Origin of the sequence: Pseudoduganella rivuli (assembly GCF_009674485.1) — a bacterium.
Classification (GTDB): Bacteria; Pseudomonadota; Gammaproteobacteria; order Burkholderiales; family Burkholderiaceae_D; genus Rugamonas; species Rugamonas rivuli_B.
Genome location: NZ_WKJJ01000038.1, coordinates 14,880 through 40,412 on the forward strand (window position 1 = coordinate 14,880; position 25,533 = coordinate 40,412).

Annotated in this window: 19 protein-coding genes and 1 riboswitch; of the genes, 14 read left to right on the forward strand and 5 right to left on the reverse strand. The window is 63.7% G+C overall.

Annotated elements, in window-relative coordinates:
• Window positions 1-16: 16 nt before the first annotated feature.
• Window positions 17-592 (reverse strand): TMEM165/GDT1 family protein, encoded by a 576-nt coding sequence (locus GJ700_RS33655; RefSeq protein ID WP_154382401.1) that lies wholly within the window; start codon window positions 590-592, stop codon window positions 17-19.
• Between the two features lie 96 nt (window positions 593-688).
• A riboswitch (yybP-ykoY riboswitch) is annotated at window positions 689-794 on the reverse strand.
• Between the two features lie 103 nt (window positions 795-897).
• Here GJ700_RS33655 and GJ700_RS33660 point away from each other — a divergent pair.
• Both GJ700_RS33660 and GJ700_RS33665 read left to right on the forward strand, forming a co-directional pair.
• Window positions 898-2,751: a M1 family metallopeptidase gene (locus tag GJ700_RS33660; protein ID WP_154382403.1), complete on the forward strand. Its 1,854-nt coding sequence runs from the start codon at window positions 898-900 to the stop codon at window positions 2,749-2,751.
• Window position 2,752: 1 nt separating this feature from the next.
• Window positions 2,753-4,351, forward strand: coding sequence for a serine hydrolase (locus tag GJ700_RS33665; RefSeq protein WP_154382405.1), 1,599 nt, complete (start codon window positions 2,753-2,755; stop codon window positions 4,349-4,351).
• 113 nt (window positions 4,352-4,464) lie between these two features.
• On the opposite strand, the gene GJ700_RS33670 is transcribed toward GJ700_RS33665, so the two are convergent.
• The 4 genes from GJ700_RS33670 to GJ700_RS33685 all read right to left on the reverse strand — a co-directional run bounded on the left by GJ700_RS33670 (window position 4,465) and on the right by GJ700_RS33685 (window position 10,190).
• Complete coding sequence (locus GJ700_RS33670; RefSeq protein WP_154382408.1) at window positions 4,465-5,193, reverse strand: transporter substrate-binding domain-containing protein; 729 nt, start codon at window positions 5,191-5,193, stop codon at window positions 4,465-4,467.
• A 206-nt stretch (window positions 5,194-5,399) separates the two neighbouring features.
• Complete coding sequence (locus GJ700_RS33675) at window positions 5,400-7,421, reverse strand: S9 family peptidase (RefSeq protein WP_229507394.1); 2,022 nt, start codon at window positions 7,419-7,421, stop codon at window positions 5,400-5,402.
• Window positions 7,422-7,551: 130 nt separating this feature from the next.
• On the reverse strand, window positions 7,552-9,147 hold the full coding sequence (locus GJ700_RS33680) for a methyl-accepting chemotaxis protein (RefSeq protein ID WP_154382410.1): 1,596 nt from the start codon (window positions 9,145-9,147) through the stop codon (window positions 7,552-7,554).
• Window positions 9,148-9,386: 239 nt separating this feature from the next.
• Window positions 9,387-10,190, reverse strand: coding sequence for a class I SAM-dependent methyltransferase (locus GJ700_RS33685; RefSeq protein ID WP_154382412.1), 804 nt, complete (start codon window positions 10,188-10,190; stop codon window positions 9,387-9,389).
• A 323-nt stretch (window positions 10,191-10,513) separates the two neighbouring features.
• On the opposite strand from GJ700_RS33685, the gene GJ700_RS33690 reads away from it, so the two are divergent.
• The 12 genes from GJ700_RS33690 to GJ700_RS33745 all read left to right on the forward strand — a co-directional run bounded on the left by GJ700_RS33690 (window position 10,514) and on the right by GJ700_RS33745 (window position 25,334).
• The gene (locus GJ700_RS33690) at window positions 10,514-12,151 is read left to right on the forward strand and encodes a TldD/PmbA family protein (RefSeq protein ID WP_154382414.1); all 1,638 of its coding nucleotides are present in this window, start codon (window positions 10,514-10,516) and stop codon (window positions 12,149-12,151) included.
• Window positions 12,152-12,162: 11 nt separating this feature from the next.
• On the forward strand, window positions 12,163-13,500 hold the full coding sequence (locus tag GJ700_RS33695) for a TldD/PmbA family protein (RefSeq protein WP_154382416.1): 1,338 nt from the start codon (window positions 12,163-12,165) through the stop codon (window positions 13,498-13,500).
• Between the two features lie 78 nt (window positions 13,501-13,578).
• The gene (locus GJ700_RS33700; protein ID WP_371868247.1) at window positions 13,579-15,216 is read left to right on the forward strand and encodes a TldD/PmbA family protein; all 1,638 of its coding nucleotides are present in this window, start codon (window positions 13,579-13,581) and stop codon (window positions 15,214-15,216) included.
• A gap of 8 nt (window positions 15,217-15,224) precedes the next feature.
• Window positions 15,225-16,562, forward strand: coding sequence for a TldD/PmbA family protein (locus tag GJ700_RS33705; protein WP_154382420.1), 1,338 nt, complete (start codon window positions 15,225-15,227; stop codon window positions 16,560-16,562).
• A gap of 9 nt (window positions 16,563-16,571) precedes the next feature.
• On the forward strand, window positions 16,572-17,192 hold the full coding sequence (locus tag GJ700_RS33710; RefSeq protein WP_154382422.1) for a DUF4159 domain-containing protein: 621 nt from the start codon (window positions 16,572-16,574) through the stop codon (window positions 17,190-17,192).
• On the forward strand, window positions 17,189-18,181 hold the full coding sequence (locus GJ700_RS33715; RefSeq protein WP_154382424.1) for an AAA family ATPase: 993 nt from the start codon (window positions 17,189-17,191) through the stop codon (window positions 18,179-18,181). The genes GJ700_RS33710 and GJ700_RS33715 overlap by 4 nt, the downstream gene beginning before the upstream one ends.
• Before the next feature lie 22 nt (window positions 18,182-18,203).
• Window positions 18,204-19,094: a DUF58 domain-containing protein gene (locus GJ700_RS33720; protein ID WP_154382426.1), complete on the forward strand. Its 891-nt coding sequence runs from the start codon at window positions 18,204-18,206 to the stop codon at window positions 19,092-19,094.
• The gene (locus GJ700_RS33725) at window positions 19,091-20,152 is read left to right on the forward strand and encodes a BatA domain-containing protein (RefSeq protein ID WP_154382428.1); all 1,062 of its coding nucleotides are present in this window, start codon (window positions 19,091-19,093) and stop codon (window positions 20,150-20,152) included. Before GJ700_RS33720 ends, GJ700_RS33725 begins: the two co-directional genes overlap by 4 nt.
• Complete coding sequence (locus GJ700_RS33730; protein ID WP_154382429.1) at window positions 20,136-22,184, forward strand: DUF4175 family protein; 2,049 nt, start codon at window positions 20,136-20,138, stop codon at window positions 22,182-22,184. The genes GJ700_RS33725 and GJ700_RS33730 overlap by 17 nt, the downstream gene beginning before the upstream one ends.
• The gene (locus GJ700_RS33735; protein ID WP_154382432.1) at window positions 22,181-23,854 is read left to right on the forward strand and encodes a hypothetical protein; all 1,674 of its coding nucleotides are present in this window, start codon (window positions 22,181-22,183) and stop codon (window positions 23,852-23,854) included. The genes GJ700_RS33730 and GJ700_RS33735 overlap by 4 nt, the downstream gene beginning before the upstream one ends.
• A gap of 87 nt (window positions 23,855-23,941) precedes the next feature.
• On the forward strand, window positions 23,942-24,547 hold the full coding sequence (locus GJ700_RS33740; RefSeq protein WP_154382434.1) for a TetR/AcrR family transcriptional regulator: 606 nt from the start codon (window positions 23,942-23,944) through the stop codon (window positions 24,545-24,547).
• A gap of 100 nt (window positions 24,548-24,647) precedes the next feature.
• A complete protein-coding gene (locus tag GJ700_RS33745) occupies window positions 24,648-25,334 on the forward strand; it encodes a type 1 glutamine amidotransferase domain-containing protein (RefSeq protein WP_154382436.1) in 687 nt (228 codons plus the stop codon).
• Window positions 25,335-25,533: the final 199 nt, after the last annotated feature.

Below are 25,533 nucleotides of genomic sequence, written 5' to 3' on the forward strand. Positions count from 1 at the left end.
CACGCCACCGGCATCATCATCCCAGCCAGCGATCCCCCGCCCCCAGCAACGTCGCCACCCCCAGCACGGCAAAAATCAGCGCCGCCACGCCATGCACCAGTTTTAACGGAATCCGGTCGGCCACGCCCTTGCCCAGGTACACGGCCGGCACGTTCGCCAGCATCATGCCGAAGGTGGTGCCGCAAACGACGGCCACCAGGCTGTCGAAGCGGGCCGCCAGCGCGACCGTGGCGATCTGCGTCTTGTCGCCCATCTCGGCCAGGAAGAAGGCAATCACAGTGGCGGCAAACACGCCGTACTTCGCGGCGGGCTGGTCGTCTTCGTCGATTTCGTCAGGGATCAGCATCCAGCCCGCCATGGCGATGAACGACAGGCCCAGTACCCAGCGCAGCACGTCCGGTCCCAGCAAGCCGGTGATCAGTGAACCGACCGCGCCGGCAAACGCGTGGTTGAAGATGGTGGCGGTGAAGATGCCCAGCACGATGGGAACGGGGCGGCGGAATTGCGCGGCCAGGCAGAATGCCAGCAACTGCGTTTTGTCGCCGATTTCGGCCAGGGCGACGATGCCGGTGGAGATCAGGAATGCTTCCATGATGAGTGTGCAGGGGGCCGGAATGGACCGATTGATCAATGCGCGGCTCCGGCCCTGTCTGCGTTATCGTGGCCGCGCAAGATCAATGGTCTCGTCAAGCCGCGCAACGTTTGCATGGCCACTCGCGCCACGGCCTGCGGGCCGATTATGTTGACGCGGGTTCTTCCGGGGACCGGAAGCCGACTACTCCCCAAAGTTCAGGCCCGCATCTTACCATAAGGTGCGCACAGCCCGTGCGCGCCCTGTGCTATGCTGCACCGCGCCTGCCCGGCGGGCCGGCAACCCATCCACAGAATGAACAGAATATGCGAACGAATACCTTCTTGCGCATGACGCTGTGCGCGCTGCTTGCCCACACGGCCACCAGCCTGCACGCCGACCCACTCAGCTATGCGCGCTATGACCAGGTCCGCACCACCGACCTGCACCTCGACCTGAAAGCGGACTTTGCCCGCAAGACGCTGTCCGGCTATGCGGAACTGAGCCTGAACTGGCTCGATAAATCCGCCCGCTCGCTGGTGCTCGATACGCGCCAGCTGAACATCGCCAAGGTGCAGGTGCTGCAGCCGAATGGCCGCTGGACCGCCGCGTCGTACATGCTGGACAAGCCGGATGCCGAGAAGGGCCAGGCGCTGCGCATCGCGCTGTCGAACCAGCCGGAAAAAGTACGCATTTACTACCGGACCGCGCCCACCGCGCCGGCGCTGCAATGGATGACGCCGCAGCAAACCATGTCCGGCAAGCGTCCGTTCATGTTCAGCCAGTCGGAAACCATCGATGCCCGCTCGTGGGCGCCGGTGCAGGACACGCCGATGGTGCGCTTTACCTACAGCGCCCGCATCGATGCGCCGCAGGGTTTGCGCGTCGTGATGAGCGCGGAAAACGACCAGCAGGGCACGGGCGCCGGCGGATGGAAATTCAAGATGCCGCAACCGATTCCCGCCTATCTGCTGGCGATCGCCATCGGCGAACTGGAATTGCGCAACCTGGGCCCGCGCACGGCCGTGTATGCGGAACCGGCGCGCATCGAAGCGGCCGCCTATGAGCTGGCCGATACGGAAAAAATGGTGTCGGCCGCCGAATCGCTGTATGGCCCGTACCGGTGGGGACGCTACGACATGGTCGTGTTGCCGCCATCGTTCCCGATCGGCGGTATGGAAAACCCCCGCATGACGTTCCTGACCCCGACCATGATCGCGGGCGACCGCAGCCTGGTGGACTTGATTGCCCATGAACTGGCGCACTCGTGGTCCGGCAACCTCGTCACCAACGCCACGTGGAAGCACTGGTGGCTGAACGAAGGCTTTACCACGTACGTGACCACACGCATCGTGGAAAGCCTGTATGGCGCGGAAGTCGCGGAAATGGGCTTGCAGCTGGAGCAGGAAGAATTGTTCGCGTCGCTGAAGGATATTCCGGTGGCCAAACAGGCGCTGATCACGCGCGACCCGGATGGCAACCCATCGCAGACGTACACGGATGACCAGCTGGCCTACCCGAAAGGCGCGTGGCTGCTGCATACGCTGGAACAGCGCGCGGGCCGCGCCGTGTTTGATCCCTTCCTGCGGGGCTGGTTCGACCAGCATGCGTTCCAGTCGGCCACCACGGAACAATTCGTCGCGTACCTGCAAAAGAACTTGCTGGATGCGCATCCGGAAGTGATGGGCAAGGCCGAGCTGGAAGAATGGCTGTATGGCCCCGGCGTGCCGGCGACGGCGAAGCACACGGTATCGCCACGCCTGACGGCGCTCGATGCGCAGCGCGACGCGTGGCTGAAGGGCGACCAGCCGACCGCCAACCTGGATACGAAAAACTGGGTCGCCATCGAATGGATGCACTTCCTGAACACGATCGACGGCAAGGCCAATGCACAGCAAATGAAAGAACTGGATCAGGCGTTCGCGCTGGGCAAAAGCGGCAACAATGAAGTGGCATTCCGGTTTTACCTGGCCAGCGTGAAGGCCGGCTACAGCGTGCGTGAACCGCTGACGAAGTTCCTGATGGACGTGGGCCGCAAGAAGTTCGTGCTGCCGCTGTACACGGCGCTGCTGGCCAGTCCCGCCGAGCGCGAATGGGCGCTGGCGCTGTACCGCAAGGCCCGCCCGCGCTATCACCCGGACACGCAAACCAATGTCGATAAACTGGTGGGGAAGCACTGAGATGGCGGAGCTGAAACTGAAGCACATTGCATTGGCGCTGGCGCTGGCGGCAAGCAGCCATGCCGCGTGGGCCGATGTCGTCATTCCCGCGCCAGCCGCCGCGACGCAGGCGGCGGCCTACAACCTCGACGCGGACGTCAAGCGCGTCCTGAAAACCTTCGATGTGCCGGGCATCGCGATTGCCATCGTCAAGGATGGCAAAGTCGTGGCCGCGCAGGGTTACGGCGTGCGCAAGCTGGGCGACCCCGCGCCGGTGACGGGCAAGACGCTGTTTGAAATCGCGTCCAATTCCAAGGCGTTCACGGCCGCCGCGTTGGCCATGCTGGTCGACGAAGGCAAGCTGAAATGGGACGATCCCGTGACGAAGCACGTGCCGTGGTTCCAGATGAATGATCCATACGTGACGGGGGCCATGTCGGTGCGTGACTTGCTGACGCACCGCAGCGGCCTGGGGCTGGGCGCGGGCGACTTGATGTGGTGGCCCACCACGACGTTCACCAGCGATGAAATCATCCAGGGGCTGCGCCACATCAAGCTGGCCACCAGCTTCCGCGACCGCTATGCGTACGACAACCTGTTGTACATCGTGGCCGGCAAGATCATCGCGGACAAGGCCGGGAAACCGTGGGGCGACGCCACGCGCGAACGCATCCTGGCGCCGCTGGGCATGAATGCCACCACCACCAGCGTCAGCGCCATGCTGCAGGCGCCGGACCACTCGGCGCCGCACAGCAAGATCGGCGACAAGGTTGCCGTGGTCAAGCCCATGCCGGTGGAAAACGCGGCGGGCGCGGTGGGCATCAACACCAATGCGGAAGACATCGCGCGCTGGATGGCGTTGCTGCTGAACGGCGGCAAGACGCCGGACGGCAAGCAATTGATCAGCGCAAAGCAGGTCGCGGAAATGTGGACCCAGCAAACGCCGATGAAAATCCCGGAACCGAAGGGGCAACTGGCCGATACCAGGCCGAATTTCTATGGCTATGGGCTGGGCTTCCAGTTGCGCGATTACCGTGGCCGCAAGCTGGCCATGCACGGCGGCGCCTTGCAGGGCTTTTATTCGCGCGTGGTGATGGTGCCGGACGAAAACCTGGGCATCGCGATTTTCACCAATGCGGAAAACAGCGGTTCCATGAATGCGCTGCAATGGCGTTTGCTCGACCATTATTTCGGCGCGCCGCAGCGTGACTGGATCGGCATCATTGCCGATGACGAAGAGACGCGCCACAAGGAAGAGCTGGCGAAAGTGGCCAAGGCGTCGTCCGTGCGCGCGGCGAAGTCGTCGCCATCGCTGCCGGTGGCGTCGTATGAAGGCGATTACCGCGACGCGTGGTATGGGGTGGTGTCGATCAGGCGGGAAGGCCGGAAGCAGGTGATGCATTTTGCGAAAACGCCGGACCTGGTGGGTGACCTGGAACACTTCCAGCACGACACGTTCATCGTGCGCTGGCGCCAGCGCAACTTCAATGCGGATGCGTATGTGACGTTTGCACTGAACCCGGATGGCAGCATCGAGCGCATGAAAATGGCGCCGGTTTCCAGCGAAACGGATTTCAGCTATGACTTCCAGGATTTGAACTTTGTGCCAGTGAAACCGTAGGGCGGATTGGTTTCATCAAGCCGCCATGCGCGCATGGCCGCAAGCTCATACAGCATGGCAATGCATGCACGGCGGCTTTGACTCGGCCTCCCCGTAAAAGCCGCCCTACGGCCCTACGGAACTTTCAACTCAAACACCCGCCGCTTCTTCGCCGCAATCTCCGCCATCCCCCGCTGAAACGCGGGAATGGCATTGAACAGCGCATCGAAGCTGCCGTCTTTCTGCGCCAGCTTCAGCCCCCGCTCGATACGCGCCGCCAGTTCCGGGCGCGTGCGGCTGACGAAGAAGTAATACGGCACGCGGTAGTGCAGGAAGATGTTGGGTTCGATGTCGAAACCGTCATTCGCGTGCTGCTGCAATTCCGACCACGCCTCGTGCACGCCGCGCGGCATGTAATCGAAGCGGCCCACACGCAGCATGGGGAACAGGTATTCATAGCCGATCGATGTCACCACCGGCAAGCCATTGGCGCGCAGCACGTCCGTCGACGGCCAGTTGACGCCGGCGCCGGCCTTCAGCATGCGCAACTGTTCCAGGTTGCGGATGTTGGCGAACCGGGCGGCGTCGCTGCGCCGGATCAGGAGCACGCGGTAATCATTCAACTCCTGCAACAGCGAAATGCGGATCGGCAGCAATTCCGCTTCGCGCTGGCGGTTGGTGCCATCCCACATGACGTCGATGACGCCGCCATGCTTGATTTCCAGCGCCTGGCGGGGGCTGGTCAGTTCGCGGTCGTAGTGGACGATTTCATACGGGCCGTCGGTGGCCATGGTCTTGTCCAGCGCCAGTTGCAGCAGGCGGGGGAAATAGCTGGCATGTTCGCGCGCGCTGGGGTGCAGCATGGGTACCACCACGCGCAGGGCGGTGTCCTGCGGGCGTGCTTGTGCAGCGCCGGACAAGCCGGCACAGGCAAGCAGCAAAGCGGAGATGATAGCGCGGCGGACAGCGTGCATGGACGGCGGATGGGTTCTGATTGCGGCAACGTTAGCAGGGTTTGCCGCAGCCGTCCAATCGCTCCTGCGCGGGATACGTCAACTGTGTGGGCGAATCAGGGTTGCCCCTGGCTTGCCGGACCAATGTGATGGTCCAGGAATGCTTCCACGCGGGTCCAGAAGTCGATGCGCGTGTCCGGCAGGAACCAGCCGTGGCCTTCCTTCTCGTATTCCACCCATTCCAGGTTCTTGTTGACGGGCTTGAGTGCGTCGCGCATTTTCAAGCCGTGGACCAACGGCACCCGGACATCGGCGCCGCCATGGGCCAGCAGTAACGGCCGCGTGATGCGGGCCGCCTGCTGCAGCGGCGAGTTTGCGTTCAGGCGCTCGGCATCCTTGACCGGGTCGCCCACCATGAGTGGCATACCGTAAAGCTTGTATTCGGCAGAGAAGTCGGAGGCATAGCGCCAATGGCCGCTATACAGCAGGCTGATATCGGTGACGCCGGCCCAGGCGATGCCGCAGCGGTACAGGCCCGGATCTTTCACCAGCCCCATCAGCGTGGAATAGCCGCCATAGCTGGCGCCGGCGATGCAGACCCTTGCCGGGGCGGCATAGCCCTGCGCGATAGCCCACTTCGCGCCGTCGGCGATATCGTCTTGCATGGCCATGCCCCATTGCCGCCAACCGGCCTGGAAGTGTCGGCCGCCATAGCCGGTACTGCCGCGAAAATCCGGCGCCAGCACTGCGTAGCCGCGCGAGGCCAGGAATTGCGCTTGCGCTTCCCATCCCCACTGGTTGCCGCGCACCCACGGACCGCCATGCACCAGCATGACCAGCGGCAGGTTCTTGTCCTGCCCCGCAGGCAGCGTCAGCAGGGCAGGTATTTCCAAGCCGTCGCGCGCCTTGTAGCGTACGACTTCCTGGCGACCCATCTGGCTGGGCTTAATGCCCGCATGGCTCTCGGCGATGCGCTGCAGACTGCCTGTCTTGGTGTTATAGACCATGTACACCTGCGGCTGGCGGTCCGAATAGGCGGTGACCAGCATCCAGGGCGCGGAAGGGCGCGTCGCAGGCATGATTAGGTTGACGGTGTGCGGGAGCTTTTTGTCGATGGTTTGCTGGATTGCCTTCATGTTGTCATCGAACCACACCGTATCTTCGCCGTCGGCCACGAAGCGCACGCCCAGCAGCTTGCCATTGCCAAAAATCAGCCGGCCGCGGAAGTCGTAGCCCTGCAGCGACAGCAAGGGTTTGTCGCCCAGCTTGCCGGTAGCCGGATCGAAGCGGTATAGCGAGCTGACATCGTTGCCATCCTGGGCGGTGACGTACAAGACCCCATCCGGACCGAACGCCAGTGGCTTGAACTGCTTGCTGGCGCCGGTAAAACTGTTAAAGCTGGCGACTTCGCGCCAGGCGCCGCTGGCCTGGTCGCGCAAATGGACATGCATGAGGTCGCCATTGGCGGAGAAGGCCAGCCGGGGTTGCCCGTTGTAATCGAGCAGCCAGCCGCGCATCGGTGTTGGGGAAGTGAATCCGGCCGACTTGCCGTTCAGTGTGTTTAGCTGCAGCAATTCCACGTCGGCAGGCTGGTCCATGGCCCGGAATTGCAGATCGGCCACGTAAACCGTGCTGCTGTCCTGTGCGCCATATTCCAGCATGCGTATGCTGGGAGGGAGCAGATTGTTGGCTTCGCCGTTGATCGAGTAAGTCAGCGCCTGGCTACGGGCCAGTTGCCGGAAGTTGCTGCCGTCGCGGTTAACGGCAAACAAACCGGGGCCGTAACGTTGATCTCCTTGCGCCAGGTGCGAATCCTGGGTGTTGAACAGGAGGCGTTCATCGCTGATCCACTTGAAATCGTGGACATCCGTTTCGCGGAATTCCGCCACGACCTTGACGCTGAAGTCGCGTAAATCCACCACGCCCAGGCGCTGGCGCTGGTTGGCGCCGACGGCCAGCATGGCCACATGGCTGCCGTCGGGGGATAGTTGAGGAGAGCTGAACGCGGCGTTGTTAAAGAACATGCCGACCGGAATCGGTGTGGCCGCGCCAGCCGGCTGGGTCATGCAGGCGGCCAGCGCCAGGATGGCGGCGGCCAGCAGTTGAAGGGAAGTGCGGATTGGGTGGTAGCTGCGCATAAAGGAAAAAATCCCCATGCTACGCCAATTGTTATCGATAAAATCTAGCGGAATGTCACTTTTTGAAAATATTTGTTATCGATAACCCTAAATTTGCTGTCCCGGCTGTCTCTGCTGGTTCCGTTCCGGATTACGCCGCCAGGCGGTGCACGTTGTTGCTGGCGCCCGCCACGCGGAACACGGACACCGCATGCGCCAGTTGCGCAGCCTGCTCATCCAGGCTGGCAGCGGCGGCGGCGGCTTCTTCCACCAGTGCCGCATTTTGCTGCGTGCCCTGGTCCATGTCCGCCACGGCGCGGTTGACCTGGGCGATGCCGGACGTCTGGCCATCGCTGGCGTCGGCGATTTCTCCCATGATGCCGGCCACGCGCTGCACGGAACCGATGATTTCCGACATGGTTTGTCCGGCCTCGGCCACCAGCTTGTTGCCCAGTTCAACCTGTTGCACGGAATCGTCGATCAATCCCTTGATTTCCTTGGCGGCGCTGGCCGAGCGCTGCGCCAGCGAGCGCACTTCCGTCGCCACCACGGCAAACCCGCGGCCCTGTTCACCGGCGCGCGCCGCTTCCACGGCGGCGTTCAGCGCCAGGATATTGGTCTGGAAGGCAATGCCGTCGATCATGCCGATGATGTCCACGATCTTGCGGGCGGATGCGCTGATGTCGCCCATGGTGGCGCCCACCTTGGCCACCGACTCGCCGCCGCGCGTCGCCACTTCCGTGGTCGATGCGGCCAGCGTGCTGGCCTGCTTCGCGTGTTCCGCGTTGCGCTGCACCGCGGTGGCGAAGTCGCCCATGCTGGATGCTGTTTGCGCCAGGCTCGATGCCTGCGCTTCCGTGCGCGACGACAGGTTCAGGTTGCCGGCCGCGATGTCGCGCGACGCGGCCTGCATCAAGCCCACGTTGGCGCTGACGTCGCCCACCACGGCGCGCAGGGTGACATTCATTTGCTGCAGCGCGCGCAGCATCTGTCCCATGTCATCGGCGCGCGACGTGTCGATCGATGCGGTCAGGTCGCCGCCCGCCAGGGTGCGGGCCACGTCCAGCGCCCGTTGCAGCGGACCCGCCACGGCCATGTGGTAGGCATAGGCTTGCAACGCCGTAAACAGCAGGCCGACGAACGCCAGCCAGCCCATCGTGCTGGCGGCCGAACCTTCCAGGTGGGTGACGCCGATGGCGCCCATCGTGATGAACATGGCGCTGAACGCCACCAGGCCGATGATGATGCGCGCCCGTACCGTCAGGGTGCGTAAGCTTTGCAGCGCGCCGATGAAGCCCGTGCGGGCGGCGCGGCCCTGTTTGATCACGAGGCCGCCGGCGCCGGACGCCACGCTGCGATACAACTGTTCCGCTTCGGCGATTTGTTCGCGCGTGGCCCGGGTGCGCACCGACATGTAGCCAACCACGCGGCCATGGTCGATCACCGGCGTGATGTTGGCCAGCACCCAGTAATAGTCGCCGTTCTTGCGGCGGTTTTTCAGCACGCCGCTCCACGGCAATCCCTGGTGCAGCGTGGCCCACAGGTCGGCAAAGGCGGCCTGCGGCATGTCGGGATGGCGCTCGATATTGTGCGCGGCGCCCAGCAGTTCGTGTTCCGCATACCCGCTGGCTTCGACGAAGTACGGGTTGACGAAGGTGATGTTGCCTTTTAAATCCGTTTTGGAGACGATGGGACGGTCCTCGTCCAAGTGGTATTCAGTCGCAGAGACAGCCAGGTTGTTTCGCATCGATCACTCCGAACGGTCAAGGTAGACATCTACAAAGCGCACGATCGTGCGCAATTTTCCATTCTAGAAAGAATCGAGTCAGAAAAAAAAGTCTAATCATGACTTTTCGTGACGTGGTGTGCGAAAAAACTACAACGTGGAGCGCGTAGGGCGGGTTTTACAAACCCGCCATGCATGCAGCCCGTTGACGCTGGCAGGCGGCTTTGTAAAAGCCGCCCTACGGTTGCATCGGTCCCAGGTCAGGGTTTGACGAACTTCAGCGTCATGCGGTCGCTTTCACCGATCGCCTGGTATTTGGCGCGGTCCTTGTCCTGGTTGGTATAGGTCGGCGGCAGCGCCCAGACGCCGCCTTCGTGGTCGGCGTTGTCTTTCGGGTTGGCGTTGACTTCCGATTTGCCCGCCAGCTTGAAGCCGGCGCGTTCCGCCATCTTGATCACGTACGCTTCGTGCACGTAGCCGGTCGATGCCTTGGCATCCTGGGTTTTCGAGGCCGGCAGGCGGTGTTCTTCGACACCGAAAATGCCGCCCGGTTTCAGCGTGTCGTAAATGCTGGCGAACAGCGCCTTCATGCTGTCGTCGCCATTGCCTATCCAGTTGTGGATGTTGCGGAACGTGAGCACCATGTCCGCGCTGCCTTTCGGCGCGTACGTGAACACATTGTTGGCCGGCTCGAAGGCGCCCAGTTGCACCTTGGCGGTGCCGGGATTGGCATTGAGTTTTTCCTGGAAGCGCGCGGCGGATTTGCGCGCGTTTTCATTGGCCGAACCTGGCGTCGCACCCGCGGCAATCAGCTTGCCGTTGTCGCGCAGGTAAGGGCCCAGCACTTCCGTGTACCAGCCGCCGCCCGGCGACAATTCCACCACCGTCATGTTCGGCTTGATGCCGAAGAAGGTCAGCGTTTCATACGGATGGCGGTAAACGTCGCGCGCCACGTTGGCCGGCGAACGGGCCGGGCTGGCAATCGCGGCTTTCAGGGCGTCGTCCGCCAATGCCGGACCTGCCATGCCGCAGGCGAGCGCCGCGGCCAGGAACAGTTTCTTCATTCGTATCCTCTCCAGAAATGAGCGACCGCACCGGTCGCGTGCGCCGATAATGGTGTAACCGACAACACCGGTCAAGCGGATTCTGAAAGTGTCCGCAGGCGCCCGGCGCGGACAGTTTGCGGACACTGGGCGGACACTTTTTATATTGTGTCCATAGCGAATTGGCAGATTTAATCAAGCTGCCACGCGCGTGTGTAACGTTATGTTTCTCCTGCGGTGGCAATGCCCAAATGGCATGGAACTTGCCTTAAGCTGTGCGGCTATCTGCGGGCGATCCCCGACAGGCGCCACAATAATTCGAAGTGATCCTTGGAGACTATTGAATGGAACGACGTGCATTCCTCAACATCAGTGGCGTGGCGCTTGGCACCATGCTGCTGCCGGCGTTTGGCAGGGCCATCGCAGCGGAAGAATTACTGAAACCCGCTGATGTGAAGTACAAGAAGATGCTGGCCGATACCGCCATGACGGCCGCCACGCAGGCCGGCGCCAGCTACTGCGACGTACGCATTGGCCGCTACCTGAACCAGTTCCTCACCACGCGTGACTTGAACATTGAAAACATCACCAACACGGAATCGGCCGGCGTCGGCGTGCGTGTGATTGCCGGCGGCGCTTACGGCTTTGCCGCGACCAGCGACATGTCGCCCGATGGCGTGGCCGGCGCGGCGCGCCAGGCTGTCATGATTGCCAAGGCCAACGCCCGCCTGCAAACGGAACCCGTACGCCTGGCGCCGGTCAAGGGCGTCGGTGAAGTATCGTGGGCCACGCCGATCAAGAAAGACTGGCGCTCGGTGCCGATCAAGGAAAAGGCGGACTTGCTGATCGCCGGTAACAAGGCGGGCCTCGACGGCGGCGCAAGCTTCATGCAGTCGCTGCTGTTCCAGGTCAACCAGCAAAAATTCTTCGCGTCGACCGACGGTTCGTACATCGACCAGGACTTGCACCGTTTGTGGGTGCCATTCTTCGCCACCGCCGTGGACAAGAAAACCGGCAAGTTCCGCTCCCGTTCCGGCCTGTCGACGCCGGTCGGCATGGGGTACGAATACCTGGACGCGCGCAAGGAAGACAAGTTCAAGGCGGCCGGCGGCGTTACCACGCTGTACCGCAATTCGTATGACCTGGTGGAAGATGCGCGCGCGGCGGGTCAACAAGCGAAAGCCAAGCTGACGGCGAAGTCCGTGGAGCCGGGCAAATACGACCTGGTGCTGAGCCCGGAACACCTGTGGCTGACCATCCACGAATCCGTCGGCCACCCGACGGAACTGGACCGCGTGCTCGGCTATGAAGCCAACTTCGCCGGCACCAGCTTCGCCACCCTGGACAAGTGGGAAACCAAAAAATTCAAGTACGGCTCGGAACTGGTCAACATCGTGGCCGACAAGACCACGCCGGGTTCGCTGGGCGCAGTCGGCTTCGACGACGAAGGCGTGCCGTGCAAGAGCTGGGACATCATCAAGGACGGTATCTTGGTCAATTACCAGGCCACGCGCGACCAGGCCCACATCATCGGCGAAAAGGAATCGCATGGCTGCTCGTACGCGGACAACTGGAGCAGCGTGCAGTTCCAGCGCATGCCGAACGTGTCGCTGAAGGCCGGCGCCAAGCGCCTGACGCCGGACGAGATGATCAAGGACGTCAAGAAGGGTATTTATATCGTGGGCGATGGCTCGTTCTCCATCGACCAGCAGCGCTACAACTTCCAGTTCGGCGGCCAGCTGTTCTATGAAATCAAGGACGGCAAGATCACGCAGCCGCTGGAAGACGTGGCGTACCAGTCCAATACGCAGGAATTCTGGAGCGCCTGCTCCGCGCTGTGCGATGAGCGCGACTGGCGCATGGGCGGCTCCTTCTTCGATGGCAAGGGCCAGCCGCAGCAAGTGTCGATCGTGTCGCACGGTTCGTCGACCGCGCGCTTCAACGGCATCAACGTGATCAACACTGCCCGGAAAATCGGTTAAGGACTGGACCCATGAAAATTTTGACGCAAGAAGAAACCAAACGCATTTGCGACAAGGTGATGTCGCTGACCAAAGCCGACGAGTGCGAAGTGAAATTGACGGGCAACCGCACCGGCAATATCCGCTACGCGCGCAATGCCGTGTCGACCGCCGGCCTGGTGGAAGACACGCAGCTGGCGGTTTCCGTCGCCTATGGCAAGAAGCAGGGCACTGCCACCATCAATGAATTCGACGACAAGGCGCTGGAGCGCGTGGTGCGCCGCGCGGAAGACCTGGCGCGCCTGGCGCCGGACAATCCGGAATTCGTCTCCACGCCGGACAAGCAAGCCTATAAAGCCAGCAATACCTTCAGCAAGAGCACGGCCGATATCGATCCGGATTTCCGCGCGCAGGTGGCGGCCTACAGCATCGAAAACAGCCGCAAGAACAAACTGGTGGCGGCGGGCTTTTTCACCGACAGCACGGCGTTTGAAACCGTCGCCAATTCGAAAGGCATCTTTGGCCACCAGGAGCAGACCGGCCTGAGCTTCACGTGCACGGTACGCACGGAAGATGGCCGTGGCTCGGGCTGGGTGCGGCGCGATGCGGGCGACGCCAACAAATTCGATGCGCGCGAAGCGTCGGATGTGGCGATTGAAAAAGCGCTGCGTTCCGTGGAAGCGAAAGCGCTGGAACCGGGCCGCTACACGGTGATCCTGGAACCGGCCGCCACGTCGGACTTGCTGGCTTATATGTTCCAGGGCTTCGATGCGCGCCAGGCCGATGAAGGCCGCAGCTTCCTCGCGAAGAAGGGCGGCGGCAACCGCCTGGGCGAAAAACTGTTCGACGAACAGGTCAATATCTGGGCCGATCCGTGGGACCAGGATATCGCGGTCACCCCATGGGACAGCGGCAGCCTGCTGGCGCGCGAGCGCATGGACGTGATCAAGAACGGCAAGGTGGCGGCGCTCGATTACTCGCGTTTCTGGGCGAAAAAGCAGGGCAAGCGCGCCGTGGGCACGCCGGGCAACTTCATCATGGCCGGCACCAACAAGACCACGGCGGAACTGATCGCCAACACCAAGAAGGGCGTCCTGGTGACCCGCACCTGGTACATCCGCATGGTGGACCCGCAATCGGTACTGCTGACGGGCCTGACGCGCGACGGCACGTTCTATATCGAGAACGGCAAGATCAAGCATCCGATCAAGAACTTCCGCTTCAACGAAAGCCCGGTGACGATGCTGAACAATATCGAGGAAATCGGCAAGCCGCAAATCCTCGGCGGCGATGAGTCGCCATACAAGTTGCTGATTCCGGCCATGAAGGTACGGGACTTCAACTTTACCTCGCTGTCGGACGCTGTGTAAGACAGTGGTGTGCCTGGCGGCTTTTACAAAGCCGCCAGGCAGGCCACGAACGTATCAACAAATGAACTGGAGTAAATGGTGGAACGACGTACATTCCTGAAAGTAGGCGCCCTGTCCGGCGGCGCCCTGCTGGTGCCGGTGTTCGGCAATGCGATCGCGGCGGAAGAGCTGCTCAATCCGATGGCCGTGCAATTCAAGAAATCCCTGGCCGACGCGGCAATGAATGCCGCCACCAAGGCTGGCGCCAGCTATTGCGACGTGCGTATCGGCCGCTATCTGAACCAGTTCATTGTGACCCGCGACCGCAACGTTGAAAACATCACGAATACGGAATCGTCCGGAGTCGGCGTGCGCGTGATCGCCGCCGGCGCCTATGGTTTCGTTTCCACCAACGTGATGACCTTGGATGCGGTGGCGGAAGCCGCGCGCCAGGCCGTCGCGATTGCAAAAGCAAACGCCCGCCTGCAAACGGAACCGGTGCGCCTGGCGCCCGTCAAGGGCGTGGGCGAGGTGGCGTGGGCCACGCCATTCAAGAAAGACTGGCGCACGGTGCCGATCAAGGACAAGGCGGACATGCTGATTGCCGCCAACAGCGCCGGCATGGATGCGGGCGCCAGCTTCATGCGCTCGATGCTGTTCCAGGTGAACCAGCAAAAATACTTCGCGTCCACCGATGGTTCGTACATCGACCAGGACGTGCACCGCCTGTGGTCGCCGTTCACGGCGACTGCCGTCGACAAGGCGTCCGGCAAGTTCCGCACGCGCGACGGCCTGTCGTCGCCGGCCGGCATGGGCTTTGAATTCTTCGACGCGAAGCCGGAACACAAGGTGCGCGCGGCGGGCGGCATCACGACGCTGTACAACGGCGCGTACGATTTGATCGAGGATGCCCGCGCGGCAGGCCGCCAGGCCCGTGAAAAGCTGACGGCGAAATCCATCGAACCGGGCAAATACGACCTGGTGTTGAGCCCGGAACACTTGTTCCTGACCATTCACGAATCCGTTGGTCACGCGACGGAACTGGACCGCGTGCTGGGCTACGAAGCCAATTACGCCGGCACCAGCTTCGCCACGCTGGACAAGTGGGAAAGCAAAAAATTCAAATACGGCTCCGATATCGTCAACTTCTTTGCCGACAAGACCACGCCGGGTTCGCTGGGCGCCGTCGGCTACGACGATGAAGGCGTCAAGTGCAAGCGCTGGGACATCATCAAGGATGGCGTGCTGGTCAACTACCAGACCACGCGCGACCAGGCCCACATCATCGGTGAAAAAGAATCGCACGGCTGCTCGTACGCGGACAGCTGGAGCAGCGTGCAATTCCAGCGCATGCCCAACGTGTCGCTGGCGGCGGGCAAGAAGAAAATGACGCCGGACGACATGGTGAAGGACGTCAAGAAGGGGATTTATATCCTGGGCCGTGGTTCGTATTCGATCGACCAGCAGCGCTACAACTTCCAGTTCGGCGGCCAGCTGTATTACGAAATCAAGGATGGCAAGATCGTGGGCCAGGTGGAGGACGTGGCGTACCAGTCCAACACGCAGGAATTCTGGAATGCGTGTTCCGCGCTGTGCGATGAGCACGACTGGCGCATGGGCGGCTCGTTCTTCGACGGCAAGGGCCAGCCTTCGCAAGTGTCGGCCGTGTCGCACGGTTCGTCCACCACGCGCTTCAACGGCGTCAACGTCATCAACACCGCCCGCAAGATCGGCTGAGGAATACCATGAAATTTTTGACTGAACAGGAAGCCAAGCGCATTTGCGACAAGGTCATTGCGTTGTCCAAGGCCGACGAATGCGAAGTGAATTTGACGGGCCGCCGCACGGGCAATGTCCGCTACGCGAACAACGCGGTGTCCACGGCAGGATTGACGGAAGATACGACGCTGGCGGTCTCCGTCGCTTTCGGCAAGCGCGTGGGCACGGCGTCCATCAATGAATTCGACGACAAGGCGCTGGAACGCGCCGTGCGCCGGGCGGAAGATACCGCGCGCCTGGCGCCGGAAAATCCGGAATTCATGCCGGCGCCCAAGGCCCAGGCGTACAAGGCATCGCCGACGTGGAGCAAAAACACGGCCGCCATCGATCCGGAATACCGCGCGGAAGTCGCGTTCCAGAGTATTGCCGCCGCGAAGAAGGCTAAATTGCAGGCGGCAGGTTTCTTCAACGATGTCACCGGCTTCGATGCGGTGGCCAATTCCAACGGTTTGTTCGGCTACCAGGAATTGAGCAACCTGGGCTTCACCGTCACCACCCGCACGGAAGACGGCCGTGGTTCCGGCTGGGTTACCCGCTTTGCCAACGACGCGGGCCGCTTCGATGCGCGTGAAGCGTCCGAGGTGGCGATTGAAAAAGCCGTGCGCTCGGTCGACGCGAAAGCGCTGGAGCCGGGCCGTTATACGGTGATCCTGGAACCGGCCGCCACGTCGGACATGCTGAACTTCATGTTCGGCGCGATGGATGCCCGCAACGCGGACGAAGGCCGCAGCTACCTGTCGAAAAAGGGTGGTGGCAACCGCCTCGGTGAAAAGCTGTTCGATGAACAAGTCAACGTGTGGGCCGACCCGTGGAACGCGGAAGTGCCGGTGCTGCCGTGGGATCCGAATTCCATGCTGGCGCGCGAGCGCACCGACATCATCAAGAACGGTGTGGTGTCCGCGCTGGATTACACGCCATTCTGGGCGCACAAGCAGGGCAAGCGCGCCATCGGCAACCACGGCAACATCATCATGGCGGGCGGCAGCAAGTCGACCGAGGAATTGATCGCCAATACCAAGAAGGGCGTCCTGGTGACGCGCACATGGTACATCCGCATGGTCGATCCGCAATCGCAACTGTTGACGGGCCTGACGCGCGACGGCACGTTCTACATCGAGAACGGCAAGATCAAGCATCCGGTGAAGAACTTCCGCTTCAATGAAAGTCCCGTATCGATGCTGAACAATATCGAGGAACTGGGCAAGCCGGTGGTGGTGGGGGGCACGACGTCGCGCTTCCAGATGCTGCTGCCGGCCATGAAGATCCGCGATTTCAATTTCACGTCGTTGTCGGATGCGGTGTAAGCCAGTGGCATGGCGACATACGACTTTTACTTTACGCGCCTGACGTACGAATCCGGCGACTGGGATGTGGATATCCGCATGCCCAGCAACGTCCTCAATTCGCTGGTGGAATACACGACGTTGCGCGTCGACCCGGTCGAACGCATCGTCGCGCTGTCCGACCCGAAGATGCTGGAAGCGCCGTTCTGCTACCTGGCAGGGCACAAGCTGGTGCAATTCACGCCGGCTGAACGCAGGAATTTCGAGCGCTACGTGAAGGGCGGCGGCTTTGTCTTCATCGACGATTGCAACCACGATATCGATGGCTTGTTCGCCAAGTCGCTGGAAGCGGAGCTGGCGAAAATCTTCGGGCCGAAAGCGCTGCACAAGATCCCCAACAGCCATCCGCTGTACTCGTGCTTCTTCAAGTTCGACGGCCCGCCCAACACCAGCGTCGAGCTGAATGGCTGGGGCGATGATCTCGTGCACGACTATTTGAAAGCCATCGAGTTTGGCGGCCGGGTGCGGGTTTTGTACAGCAACAAGGATTACGGTTGCGAGTGGGATTACGACTTCCGCAACAAGCGCTGGCTGGCCATCGATAACACGCGCTTTGCGGTGAACATCATTCAGTATGCTTTAGGAGCATGATTTTGGGCTGGGACGAAAACGAAATCGGCGCGCTGTGCGCCAAGGTCGCTGCGCTGAAAGCCAGCATGGGCAAAGTCATCATCGGCCAGCGGGAAGTGGTCGACGCGCTGATCATTTGCCTGCTGGGCGGCGGCCACGCGCTGGTGGAAGGCGTGCCGGGGCTGGGCAAGACCTTGCTGGTGAAGTCGCTGTCGCAGGCGACGGCGATGCAATTCAACCGCGTGCAATTCACGCCGGACCTGATGCCGTCCGATATCGTCGGCACGGAAATCCTGGAAGAAGACCATGCAACCGGCAAGCGCGAATTCCGTTTCCAGAAAGGCCCGGTCTTCACGCAAGTGCTGCTGGCCGATGAAATCAACCGCGCACCGCCGAAAACGCAGTCGGCGCTGCTGGAAGCCATGCAGGAGCGTTCCGTCACGTTCGCGGGCCAGACGCACAAATTGCCCCGTCCCTTCTTCGTGCTGGCCACGCAAAACCCGATCGAGCAGGCCGGCACCTATCCGCTGCCGGAAGCGCAACTGGACCGTTTCCTGCTGCGCATCGACGTGGGTTACCCGACCGAGGCGGAAGAGGTGGCCATGGTGTCGGCCACCACGCACGCGGGACTGGCCGACGCCGAACCGGTCATGGATGTCGACACCTTGCTGCGCCTGCAGCAACTGGTGCGCGATATCGAGATCGGCGAACACTTGCTGGTCTATGCGACGCGCCTGGTGCGCGCCACCCGCCCCCGCGAAACCCACGTCGATGCCGTGCGCAAGCACGTGGGCTGGGGCGCGGGTCCACGCGCGGGGCAGGCGCTGGTGCTGGCCGCCAAAGCCCGGGCGCTGATGCACAGCCGCCTGGCTGTCACGCGCGACGATATTGCCGCCATGCTGTTGCCGGTGCTGGCGCACCGCGTGTTGCGCAACTTCGAAGCGGAAGCGGACGGTATCGCCATTGCCGACATCCTCGCCGCGCTGCGCGACGCGGTCCGTCCGGATTAATAAACCCAGGGATACCATTCGTATGCTGGAAACCCCTGCGCTGCTGGCCCATGCCGGCAAGCTGGACCTCGTCATCCGCCATGTGCTGGCCGGGCTGGGTCACGGCATCCATGCGGGCCGCGAACGGGGCGCCGGCGTGGAATTTTCCGAATACCGCGCCTATGCGCCCGGTGACGAGTGGCGCCGCGTCGACTGGAAATTGCTGGCCCGCGCCGACCGCTACTATGTGCGCGAAGCGGAGCGGGACAGCCACGTGGCCGTGTGGCTGTGGCTGGACGCCACGGCGTCGATGGCGGAACCCAGCCGCGAAGTCGCGGGCCTCGACAAGCTGTGGTTTGCCCGCACCATGCTGGCCTGCGTGGCCGCCATTGCGCAGCGCCAGGGTGATGCGTTCGGCCTCGTCGTCTGTACAGATGGACGCACGGAATTCACGCCCGCATTGCGCGGCCCGCGGCAATTGCAGCGGGTGCTGGCGGCGTTGAAAGCGGCTGTGCCGGCAGGCAGCCTGCCCGATGCGGACGCGCTGAAAAAATGCCTGCATTTCGCCCGCGCGCCCAGCCTGGTGTTTGCCGCCACCGATGCGCTGGACTGGCCGTCGCCGCTGTCCGAAGCACTGGTGCGCTTGCGGCACATGCGGCACGACGTGCGCTTGCTGTCGCTGCGGACACGGGCGGAAGTGAATGCGAGTTTCAAGGCCGGCGCCGCTTACCTGGACCCGGAAGGAGGCGACGGCCTGCACCGCTTGCAGGGTGCGGACCGCGATGCCTACCGCACCGCGCTGGCGGCGCACTTCGACAACGTGGCGGGCGGATGCCGCCGCCATGATATCCCTTACCTCGGCGCGGTGATTGAAGATCCGCTGCAGGACGCGTTGCGGGGCTGGCTCAACGTTGCGACGCGGAGGCCGGCATGATGGCGCATCCGCTCTGGTGGCTGGCGCTGCCCGTGCTGTTGCTGCCGCTCTGGTGGCACCGGCAAAAGCGACGCCGCACGAAGTCCGAACCGCTGGCCACGGCCCGCTTTCTGCCGGCTGCGCCGCCGCAGCACATGCGCGTCTGGCGCTGGGATGACGTGCCGTTGCTGGTACTGCGCTGCCTGTTGCTGGCCGCACTGATCGCGTGGCTGGTGGTGGTGACGCTGCCATGGCGCGGCGATACGATCTTGATCGCGTCGGACGCGCCGACCGCCTGGGCGGACCAGCAGGCGGCGCAGGCCGGCATGGGGAATGCGCAGCGCATGCCGCTGCCGGAGAATGTACTGCCGTGGCTTCAGGCGCATGAACACGAGTGGCGCAAGGACGCGAAACTGCTGGTGCTGGCAAAACAGGTGGCGTTGCCCGCGCAATTGCCGGCGCTGGCGCATGCGGTGGACTTCCGCATCGCGCCGCGGGAGAGGGCCACCGCGCGGCAAGCCGCACCGGCTGTATTCCCGGTGGCGCTGGTGGCGCCGCCGGAGCGCAAAGCCGGATGGCGCGCGCTGTTTGCCGCATTCGATGCGGCGGGCAGCGGCAACGTGCACCATACCGTCACGGAATTCGATGGCGGCGAAGCGCCGCCCGCCGCATCGCTGATCGTCTGGGACCGCGCGGCGCCGCCTCCCTCAGGCTGGCAAGCGCCCCTGTGGTGGCTGCCGCCTGCCGCCTTGCCCTTGATCCCCGGCATCGATCAGGCGGGGGGCCGGACATTGCGCGTCAACGATTTGCCATTGCAGGTGGCCGACAGCCCGCGCGGCAGGCTGTGGGCCTCCGCCGCGTGGCCGCCGGCGGAGGCGGACAGCGCGCGAACCTTGTATGAAACGTGGCGTGCGCTGCACTTCCAGCCCGAACCGTGGCCGCTGGCGGCACAGGTCTTGCCGGCGCAGCGCACGTCGCCGCTGGCCATGCCGGGAACCCGCCCCGATGCCTGGCTTGCGTACGTGCTGCTGGCATTATTCACTCTCGAACGACTGGTGACCCATGGCCTCCGGCGCTGATCATTCTTCGGCCATCCGCCGCCGGCTGTGGCGTGCATTGGTGCTGCGCCGCGCGCCGCTGTGGGCCGTGGCGGTCTTGCCGGTACTGGTGGCGCTGTATGGCGGCATGCGCGCCGCCGCGCCGCTGCCGGCGATGGGTTTGTTCGCCGCGTGGATGGCATGGCTGTTGTGGGATATCCGCGCGCTCAGCCTGCGCCTGCACGCGCAGTGGACGCACTGGCTGGACGCCGCGATTCCCGCGCTGGAAGACAGCAGCGCATTGCTGGCGCAAGCGCCGGCTTCCGCCATTGCGCAGTTGCAGCGCAAGCGGCTGGAAGCGCGTATTCATGGTGCATTGCAGCCTGACGACTATCGCGCCATTGCCGCTGCCCGCACCGGTTTCCGCTGGCTGCCGGTGCTGGCCAGTGTCGTCGCGGCGGGCGCTTGCTGGACGTGGCAGCAGCAGGGCGCGGCAACCGCGCCGCCGGTGCAAGCCCGCGCCGCCTTGCCGCCCGCGCAGCCGGGTGAATTGTTGTTGAAAGTCACGCCGCCCCCATACACGAAAGTCGCGCCATTCGAAACCCAGGCGCGCGATATCCAGGTGCCGCAATACAGCGACGTGCGCTGGTGCTTCCGCCGCGCCGGCGAACCCGCGTCGGCGGTGGAACTGGGCGATGGCAAGGTGCTGCCGGTCGGCGAACACTGCGCGCAGTGGCAAGCCGACGAATCGCTGTTCTGGCGCGCGCGCCATTTGCCGAAGAACCGCTACAACGTCCGCGTCACGCCGGACCAGGCGCCGGAAGTGGCGATCGTCGCACCCACGGAAACCGTGCACGTGCTGGCGCCGGGGACGCAGGCGGTGCAGATTGCCGTTTCCGCCAGGGACGATTACGGCATTGCCCGCGCCACCCTGCACCTGACGCTGGCGCGCGGCAGCGGTGAAAATATCCGCTTCTCCGACAAGGAAATGCCGCTGCCCGCGTCCAGCGATCCGCGCGTGCGTGCGTGGAAAAAGCAGTGGGCGCTGGCGGAACTGGGTATGGAACCGGGCGACGAACTGTATTACTTCATCCGCGCCACCGATAACGCGCCGGACCATCCGCACACGTCGCAGTCGCCCACCTACACGCTGCGCCTGCCGGGACCGCAAGCGGAAAGCCTGGATGCGACCGCGCTGCCATCGCTGGTGAAGCCGGAAACGTTGCGCAGCCAGCGCCAGATCATTATCGACACGGAGCAACTGGTGGCCGACATGCCGAAACTGAGCCCGCCGGCGCTGCGCAGCCGCAGCGAAGCCATAGCCATGGACCAGGCCAAACTGCGGCTGCGCTATGGCCAGTTCCTGGGCGAAGAGTCGTCGCTGTTCGGCGGCGACGAACATGGCGAGCATGGTGGCGAGGAGCACGCGGCGCCCGCGCCGGGCGGCTTCGGCAAGATGGATAACGTGCTGGCGCAATTCGGCCATACGCACGACGAATCGGAAGCGGCGACGATTTTCGATCCCGCCACCAAGGAAGTGCTGCGCCGGGCATTGAAGGCCATGTGGGATGCGGAAAAGGAATTGCGCGCCATTGCGCCGAAACCCGCGCTGCCGCCCGAATATAAGGCGCTGGCCGCCATCAAGGAATTGCAGCAGGCCGAGCGCGTGTATTTGCACCGCACGGCCTTCGTGCCGCCCGCCATCAAGGAAGAGAAACGCATGACGGGCGAGTTGGTGGGGGCGCAAAGCACGAAGCGCGCGCAGGGTGAAGCATCCGGCGGCGCGCCGAAGGAAGTGCGCGAACTGGTGCAGGCGCTGGCCGGCGACGGTCCGCTGCCCGCGTTATGGAGCAGGACGGCGCGCGACATCATTGCCGCGCGTATTGCCTCGGATGACGACAGGCTGGCCGCGCAGCGCGCGGTGCAGGACGTGCAGGATGGCTGTGCCGACTGCCGGGGCGCGTTGCGCGCATGGCTGCGCGGCACCCTGGCCGAACTGCCGGCAGTGCTGCAGGCGCGTCCGCAGGCGGACAGCCGGTTCCGCCAGGCGTGGCGTGGGAAGGAAGCCCAATGAATTGGCTGTGGACGTTCAACTGGCTGGGCGCCGCCGTGCTGGCGGCGGGCCTGTGCAGCGCGGCGCTGTATGTGCGCCGTGGCGGCGGCAAGCGGCGTTGGACCGATGCGGGGCTGGCGCTGGCCGCGGCCGTGGCGCTGGCGGCATTGCTGTCGGAACCGGTGCGCCCCGCACATGTAGCGGAAGCGCTGGCCATCGCGTCGGATGACCCGGGCGACGCGCTGTCGCGCGCCTTGCAGGCCGTGCCGGAAGCCGGTGCGCTGGCGCTGACGGGCCACGGCCTGACGCAGGCGCAATGGGAGGATTTGCCGGCGCGGCCGCTGCGCTGGGATGCGCCGAAAGGCGACGTGCTGGCGTTGGAATTTGCCCGCACGGTGCCGCTGGGCCGCGCGTTTGTGTTGACGGTGCGGCGTTCGCAGCCGGCGCCGGGATGGCGCTTGCAACTGCTGGCGGAAAATGGACAGGTGCTGGCGGAAACGGCGGCCGGGCCGGCGCAGGAGGGGGCGCAAGTGTCACGCGGTGCCGCGCAATTGTCCGTGACGTGGCTGCCGCCGCTGGCGGAACAGCTGGTGCTGCGCGCCCGACTGCTGGACAGCAAGGGCAATGCCTTTGCCGAGGGGCCTGTTCCGCTGCTGGTGACCGAGCCCGTGCCGCTGCAGGTGGCGGGCCGTTTCGGCGCGCCATCGTTCGATACGCGCGTGCTCAATGATGTATTGACGGCCAGCGGCGCCATCGTCGACTGGCAAACCACGCTGGGCAAAGGCTTGTCGCGCTCGGAATCGGCACGCGCCCCATTGGACAAACCGAATGCGCAATTCATCGACGCGGCGTGGTTTGAAGCCGCGCCGCCGCCCGCCCGCGCCGCACTGCTGGGACAGGTGGCGCAAGGCTTGCCGCTGGTGGTTTTAGGGGGCAATGCCGGCGAACCCGCTGTGTGGCAGCGGGAGCTGGCGTTGCCGTTGATTCCCCAGTCGCCCACCACGGAAAAGGAAGATGCCCGCGTCTTTGGCGCGGGCGCGCAGCAACTGGCATTGCCGCCGGCAGGGTTCAACCCGTCCGTCCAGGCGTCGGCCACGTGGCGCGTGCTGGCGTCCGACCGCAACGGCAAGCCGTGGTTGTGGCAGCGCCCCTGGAAACAGGGCAGCATTGTCTGGGTCGGCGTGGCCGACTGGCACCGCCACGCCATCGCATCCCCGGCCGCGCTGGGCGCATGGTGGCAGACGCTGTTCGATGCGGCCGTCAGCGGCGGCGCGCAAGGCGTGCTGTGGGAACAGCCGGACGCCATGCCGGTGGCGGGCTTGCGCACGCAGGTGTGCGCGCGGGGTGTGGCGCCGGGGACGCCATTGACGGTGCAGGGCATGCCCGAGCTGGCGTGGCAGGCGCGGTCTGGCAATGCGGAAGGGCTGTGCGCCGCCTTCCTGCCACGGCGCGCCGGGTGGCACAGCATGGCCAGCGGCGATGCGCGGCACGCCGTCTACGTCTACGGTGAGCGCGACTGGCCGCAGTGGCGGCAAGGTTTGCGGCAACAGGCGACCCGCGCCTATGCGGCCCGCACCCCGGCGGCGGCATCCATCCGCGACCGCTACACACCTGTGCCGGCCTGGCCGTTCGCGCTGGCGTTTGCCGCCGCGATGCTGGCGCTGTGGTACCGCGAGCGCAGCTCGAGGTAAAGACAAGGCAAAAGTTGGTACGGGGATCCGCCCATCGATGCAAAATCGTTTCTAGACGACCGGTCTAATCGATGCTATATTAGCGTCATGAACATGTCGACTTCCACTGAAACCAGCGATGTCCGCGCGGGTATCCTTGCCAATGGCCAGCGTATCATGGCCGCCAAGGGGTTTTCCGCGGTCGGCCTCAACGAGATCCTGGCCGCATCCGGCGTTCCCAAGGGGTCGTTCTACCACTACTTCGGTTCGAAGGACGCCTTCGGCGAAGCGCTGCTCGACACCTATTTCGACGATTACCTGGCCGACATGGATGCCACGCTGAACGCTCCAGGTTTGTCCATGGCGCAGCGCCTGATGAATTACTGGAAGAATTGGCAGGACAGCCAGTCGTTCGGTGAATGTCAGGGCAAGTGCCTGGCGGTTAAGATGGGCGCGGAGGTGGCCGACCTGTCCGAAGCCATGCGCCGGGCGCTCAGGCGCGGAACCGCCGGCATCACCGACCGCCTGACGCAGGCTATCGAAGCCGGGGTGGCGGAAGGCTCGCTTTCCGTCAATGGGACGCCCCGTGGCGTGGCCGAAAGCCTGTACCAGTTGTGGCTGGGCGCGAGCGTGATGGTGAAGATTGCCCGCGATATCACGCCTTTCGAGACGGCCATGACGACCACTCGCCAGATCCTCAACCTTTCCCCCTGACCGGAGGGAAATGGCGCGCACTTCCGCTGAAGTGCATTTTTTTGCGCCGTCTAATAGACGACCGGTCTAATATTAATTTAACCCAACCTGGAGAAGCAACATGAAAGTTCTGATGGTACTGACCTCGCACGATCAGCTCGGCAACACCGGCCGCAATACTGGATTCTGGCTCGAAGAATTGGCCAGCCCCTACTACGCGTTCAAGGACGCCGGCGCCGAGATCGTGCTGGCCTCGCCCAAGGGCGGCCAGCCGCCGCTTGATCCCAAGAGCAATGAGCCGGCGTTCCAGACCGACGAAACCCGCCGCTTTGAGGCTGATACGCAGGCCACCGCGCAGTTGGCTAAAACTGTACGTCTGGACAGCGTGAATCAAGCTGGCTTCGATGCGGCGTTCTACCCGGGCGGCCACGGACCACTCTGGGATTTAGCCGAAGACAAGGACTCGGCCGCACTGATCGAGTCCTTCCTTGCCGCTGGCAAGCCCGTCGCGCTGGTGTGCCACGCGCCGGGAGTATTGCGTCACGTCAAGACCGCGGAGGGACGTCCGCTGGTCGAAGGCAAGAACGTCACCGGTTTCAGCAATTCCGAAGAGGCAGCTGTTGAATTGACCGACGTGGTGCCGTTTCTGGTCGAAGACGACCTCAAGGCCAAGGGCGGTCTCTACTCCAGGGGGGCGGACTGGGCGCCTTACGTTGTCAGCGATGGCCTGCTGATCACCGGCCAGAACCCGGCCTCCTCGGCTCCGGCGGCGGAACAGTTGCTCAAGCAATTGGCCGCAGGCGACTAATATCATGGCGCTGTCTGCAAACTTCGTGGAACTCTGCTTTTCGTTCCCGGTCCAAGCAATATCATCCCGGGACTGGAGGCAGATCATGGAAACGCAGGCATTCGCATCGCTGTTGGCGCAACTGGCGTTACTGACTTCACGGCAATGCACCCAGCTGCAGGTCCGGCTGGGGCAGGCCGACGCCAGGCAGCACGTGGGC

Bases quoted from the DNA above. Each gene is read 5' to 3' on its own strand.
- GJ700_RS33655 (WP_154382401.1), bottom strand. From the start codon at position 592: ATGGAAGCATTCCTGATCTCCACCGGCATCGTCGCCCTGGCCGAAATC.
- GJ700_RS33660 (WP_154382403.1), top strand. From the start codon at position 898: ATGCGAACGAATACCTTCTTGCGCATGACGCTGTGCGCGCTGCTTGCC.
- GJ700_RS33665 (WP_154382405.1), top strand. From the start codon at position 2,753: ATGGCGGAGCTGAAACTGAAGCACATTGCATTGGCGCTGGCGCTGGCG.
- GJ700_RS33670 (WP_154382408.1), bottom strand. From the start codon at position 5,193: ATGCTGCACCCCAGCGCGCGCGAACATGCCAGCTATTTCCCCCGCCTG.
- GJ700_RS33675 (WP_229507394.1), bottom strand. From the start codon at position 7,421: ATGCGCAGCTACCACCCAATCCGCACTTCCCTTCAACTGCTGGCCGCC.
- GJ700_RS33680 (WP_154382410.1), bottom strand. From the start codon at position 9,147: ATGCGAAACAACCTGGCTGTCTCTGCGACTGAATACCACTTGGACGAG.
- GJ700_RS33685 (WP_154382412.1), bottom strand. From the start codon at position 10,190: ATGAAGAAACTGTTCCTGGCCGCGGCGCTCGCCTGCGGCATGGCAGGT.
- GJ700_RS33690 (WP_154382414.1), top strand. From the start codon at position 10,514: ATGGAACGACGTGCATTCCTCAACATCAGTGGCGTGGCGCTTGGCACC.
- GJ700_RS33695 (WP_154382416.1), top strand. From the start codon at position 12,163: ATGAAAATTTTGACGCAAGAAGAAACCAAACGCATTTGCGACAAGGTG.
- GJ700_RS33705 (WP_154382420.1), top strand. From the start codon at position 15,225: ATGAAATTTTTGACTGAACAGGAAGCCAAGCGCATTTGCGACAAGGTC.
- GJ700_RS33710 (WP_154382422.1), top strand. From the start codon at position 16,572: ATGGCGACATACGACTTTTACTTTACGCGCCTGACGTACGAATCCGGC.
- GJ700_RS33715 (WP_154382424.1), top strand. From the start codon at position 17,189: ATGATTTTGGGCTGGGACGAAAACGAAATCGGCGCGCTGTGCGCCAAG.
- GJ700_RS33720 (WP_154382426.1), top strand. From the start codon at position 18,204: ATGCTGGAAACCCCTGCGCTGCTGGCCCATGCCGGCAAGCTGGACCTC.
- GJ700_RS33725 (WP_154382428.1), top strand. From the start codon at position 19,091: ATGATGGCGCATCCGCTCTGGTGGCTGGCGCTGCCCGTGCTGTTGCTG.
- GJ700_RS33730 (WP_154382429.1), top strand. From the start codon at position 20,136: ATGGCCTCCGGCGCTGATCATTCTTCGGCCATCCGCCGCCGGCTGTGG.
- GJ700_RS33735 (WP_154382432.1), top strand. From the start codon at position 22,181: ATGAATTGGCTGTGGACGTTCAACTGGCTGGGCGCCGCCGTGCTGGCG.
- GJ700_RS33740 (WP_154382434.1), top strand. From the start codon at position 23,942: ATGAACATGTCGACTTCCACTGAAACCAGCGATGTCCGCGCGGGTATC.
- GJ700_RS33745 (WP_154382436.1), top strand. From the start codon at position 24,648: ATGAAAGTTCTGATGGTACTGACCTCGCACGATCAGCTCGGCAACACC.